General features: G+C 35.9%; 5 protein-coding genes. All 5 read left to right on the top strand.

Translation table 11 applies throughout. The features are described from left to right. The coding region (locus tag GAB14E_RS05450; RefSeq protein ID WP_231562038.1) for a hypothetical protein at nucleotides 1-419 on the top strand (419 nt) is incomplete at its 5' end. A 149-nt stretch (nucleotides 420-568) separates the two neighbouring features. Beyond that, nucleotides 569-877, top strand: a complete 309-nt coding sequence (locus GAB14E_RS05455) for a hypothetical protein (RefSeq protein ID WP_156115771.1) — start codon at nucleotides 569-571, stop codon at nucleotides 875-877. 531 nt (nucleotides 878-1,408) lie between these two features. Continuing rightward, complete coding sequence (locus GAB14E_RS05460) at nucleotides 1,409-2,242, top strand: abortive infection system antitoxin AbiGi family protein (RefSeq protein WP_197061233.1); 834 nt, start codon at nucleotides 1,409-1,411, stop codon at nucleotides 2,240-2,242. Nucleotides 2,243-2,385: 143 nt separating this feature from the next. Further along, a complete protein-coding gene (locus tag GAB14E_RS05465) occupies nucleotides 2,386-2,832 on the top strand; it encodes a hypothetical protein (protein ID WP_033083613.1) in 447 nt (148 codons plus the stop codon). A gap of 473 nt (nucleotides 2,833-3,305) precedes the next feature. Next, complete coding sequence (locus GAB14E_RS05470; RefSeq protein WP_033082363.1) at nucleotides 3,306-3,692, top strand: hypothetical protein; 387 nt, start codon at nucleotides 3,306-3,308, stop codon at nucleotides 3,690-3,692. The last annotated feature ends 92 nt before the right edge of the window (nucleotides 3,693-3,784 follow it).

The raw sequence follows: 3,784 nt of genomic DNA, 5'->3' as shown, positions 1-3,784 counted from the left end.
GCGTTAGTGTACCAGAGAGAGTTTTGTCGCATATGAATCAATGGAAGTTCCAATTATTACCCAGTAAAAAAGATGCTCTCGGTGTTGGTGAAGGCTTTCGAATGGATAGTGTTGCTGAACAAATTGAGAGAGAAGTTAATGAAGCTTTACCATATCGTTTTAAGTTTCATAAAATTGGAAAAATAGTTGTCTGGCTTGGCCCTAGAAATGACCAAGAGGATTATGTTGAGCAAATGGGAGTATCGTTACAGCTATACGAGAACTTCTGTGCTGATAGCTATATAAAGTCGTCGGATGAACAAAAGCAGGAGTTGCTTAAAGTAATTATCCGTGATGTATTTAATTGGTTTTCTGATAATTTTGATGACTCAGAGTTCTTTGTAAATAAAGTAAAAAGTCAGGTGGCTTGGGTACACTAACAAGCCAATCAAGCGGGACTAAAAACAGTTTGCTCGGTTTCGCTTCGCTACACATTATAGCAAACAATTTTTAGCCCCTTATTGGGGCGTTAGGTTTCAAGGAGGATGTTGTGAAATTGGTTGGCTCTAAAACTGAAAAGGAAATAAAGTTGGAGCTTATAAAAAATACTTCATCCGTATTTTCAAAATCTGTTGAGTCTCACGTAAAAACCTTCTTTTTAGATAATGAGTTGGATTTCACTAAAGTAATTGTTTTAGATTCATTTCCAGATGACAGGATTATTCATTATTGGTTACTTATAGAGTCACGGATGGTTGGTAGAGTAGAAGTCGAGCTAGATTGTCCTGAATGTACAGGCATGGATACTTTTACTCTTCTAGAATATCGCCATAAATTAAGTAAGATCCAACAAATAAAGCTAGCTGTCGCAATGGAGTTATTAGCAACTGAAACCTAACAAGAAATTAAACAAGGACAAAAAACAGTTGGCTTTTTGTTCACTACGTTCACTTATTTTAGCCAACCATTTTTTGCCTGTTAATTAGGCGTTATGTGCCATTGCTCTGGGAGAGTAAGTTGAATTATCAGAGTTCTTGGAGGGAATTAAAAAAACGGCGTAACATTCAAATAGGCCTGCTCATATCTATGGTTTTTATAACTTCTGCAGCAGACGAGTTTCTATCAACGACAAGTGGTATGCAAAATATAGGGCAAATTATATTCAATATATATATTCCATTTATCTTTTGGGCGCATATTAGATATAGAATCTGGAAGTGTCCTAAATGTAATGGAGTTTACTCTAAATTTAGCCTGTTTTTCGGTGAATCTAAATGTTCAAGCTGTGGATTAAAAAAATGGTCTGACTCATAGCACATAACAAGCCACTCAAGCAGGACAAATAACAGTTGGCTTTGTTCGCTTCGCTCTCTATTATAGCCAACTATCATTTGCCTCTTAGTGGGGCGTTATGTTTTTCGAGGTTTCAATGGATTCAGAGTTTTTAAGGTTTTTGACGAAAAAGGAACATTTAATCAATGACCTTCAAACAGGCTTTGATTTACGAAAACACCCAATAAGTTTTAGACCGCCTTTATCTAAAATTATTCCTGCTCTAATCCCGTTCTGGAAAGAGAAAAATTTATATCCAGAATTAACGGAAAAGTATGACTCATGTGGAGAAAATGATTTTTTTATTTGGTTCGGGAATCGATTGAATAATGATCAGAAATTTAATTATGGTATCTCATACTTAACGAATCAAGTGAATCATGCTGAAATTAACATGAAATGCTTTACTGAACTCAGGGATAACCAAAAACTTCACTCAAACCATAAAATGTATTTTGGAAGTTATGGTATAGCACTTACCCACGAATGGATGAAATCTAACAATGGTGACAGAATAATCTATGTAGGAGATGAGTCTGAGGTAACTAGTAGAATAGCTAGAGTCCTCGCCATGTTGAATAGCTTCGGAACTTCTCAAACAGTGATAAATTCTATGTTTGATATTCTGGCATTCACCGAAATAGAGGGGAATAGTCATGAGTATGAGTGGCGAATTGTTGGGAATCATCATTATGCTGGCGGTTCTCATGGAAATCACCCCAATAATATTCCTTTTACCGTTAATGACATTGTCGCAATTTACGTAGAAAAAGAAGAAGAAAAAAGTGAGTTAATTGAAGTTCTAAAAAATAAAGCAAAGAATGAAGGGGTAACTAAAATTCCTCAAATTTACCTAGCGGATGATGTTTATCTATCTGATGATGAGCAAGACAGAATTGATAATATCTTATATCGAAGAACCAAAACATAACAAGGCGCTTAAACGGAACTAAAACAGTGGGTTACGTTTCGCTTCGCTACACATTATAACCCACTATTTTAGTCCGCTTAGCGCGGCGTTAGTTGGCTTCAGCCTAGTCATCAGTACGGAACAAGTTTTCGGAGTATTTAAAAATGGACTTTGTTATAGGCTTAATTCTATTTTTATTGTTCTATGTTTTAGTCAATTATATCCAAAGCATTATTGGGTATTACCCTAAACTAGCTAGAGAATATAAAACGAATTTAAGTATTTCGGATTCATCTCTTTTTAAATCACGCAGTATGTACCTGACGAATGTGGCAGATATTTCTCGTGAGAAAAACAGTGAATATCGGACTTGGCTAAATATCAAATCATTTGAGCAAGGGGTATTTATAAGCCAAAAACGGATGCTGATTCTACTATTTTCCAAGAGTTTTTTAATACCATGGGAGCAAATTAGCTTAATAAAAGAGAAAACTAATTTGCTTAAAAATCAATATCTTTATAAAGTCGAATGTAAAAAAGAACCTATTTATATCATTACGAAATTCGATTTGTTAAAAAGCGCAACTAACAAGCAAATCAATCAGGACTAAAAACAGTTGGCTTTTGCTCCTGCGTCGCTTATTTTAGCCATCAATTTTTAGCCCATTATTTGGGCGTTATATGGCACCACGAAATCAACTGAATATTTTATTGTAAAAACAGCGTTTTCTAAAGTGGTTTGGTGGGTTACGCCTCTGTTTTCGCCAGAGCAGTTAGGTTAAAGACGCTAATAGACTTTACTATTTTAGACACTTTTGTTGTAAAGCCATTAGCTTAATTCACAGTAGTGTTTGGCTCAAAAATCACTGTTTGGTTAGTCGTGGCGCTGGGCACTTTTTAGTTCTACGGTCGGGCTGCCAGTTTAAGTAAAGCTCTTGTTATCGTTGTTAGTTTTCCGCTACCATCATATAACAAGATAATTCAAAGCGGACACGTAACAGTTGGCCATCGCTTCGCGATTATAGCCAATGTTACTTAGCCGTTTAATATAAGCGTTAGTGTACCAGAGAGAGTTTTGTCGCATATGAATCAATGGAAGTTCCAATTATTACCCAGTAAAAAAGATGCTCTCGGTGTTGGTGAAGGCTTTCGAATGGATAGTGTTGCTGAACAAATTGAGAGAGAAGTTAATGAAGCTTTACCATATCGTTTTAAGTTTCATAAAATTGGAAAAATAGTTGTCTGGCTTGGCCCTAGAAATGACCAAGAGGATTATGTTGAGCAAATGGGAGTATCGTTACAGCTATACGAGAACTTCTGTGCTGATAGCTATATAAAGTCGTCGGATGAACAAAAGCAGGAGTTGCTTAAAGTAATTATCCGTGATGTATTTAATTGGTTTTCTGATAATTTTGATGACTCAGAGTTCTTTGTAAATAAAGTAAAAAGTCAGGTGGCTTGGGTACACTAACAAGCCAATCAAGCGGGACTAAAAACAGTTTGCTCGGTTTCGCTTCGCTACACATTATAGCAAACAATTTTTAGCCCCTTATTGGGGCGTTA

Source organism: Colwellia psychrerythraea (genome assembly GCF_000764185.1).
Lineage (GTDB): Bacteria > Pseudomonadota > Gammaproteobacteria > Enterobacterales > Alteromonadaceae > Colwellia > Colwellia psychrerythraea_B.
The sequence above is the reverse complement of the archived record's forward strand: the minus strand, read 5'-3'. Positions and strand labels throughout refer to the sequence as shown.

Excerpts from the sequence above, each read along its gene's own strand:
- GAB14E_RS05460 (WP_197061233.1), top strand. The coding sequence starts at position 1,409 with ATGGATTCAGAGTTTTTAAGGTTTTTGACGAAAAAGGAACATTTAATC.
- GAB14E_RS05465 (WP_033083613.1), top strand. The coding sequence starts at position 2,386 with ATGGACTTTGTTATAGGCTTAATTCTATTTTTATTGTTCTATGTTTTA.
- GAB14E_RS05470 (WP_033082363.1), top strand. The coding sequence starts at position 3,306 with ATGAATCAATGGAAGTTCCAATTATTACCCAGTAAAAAAGATGCTCTC.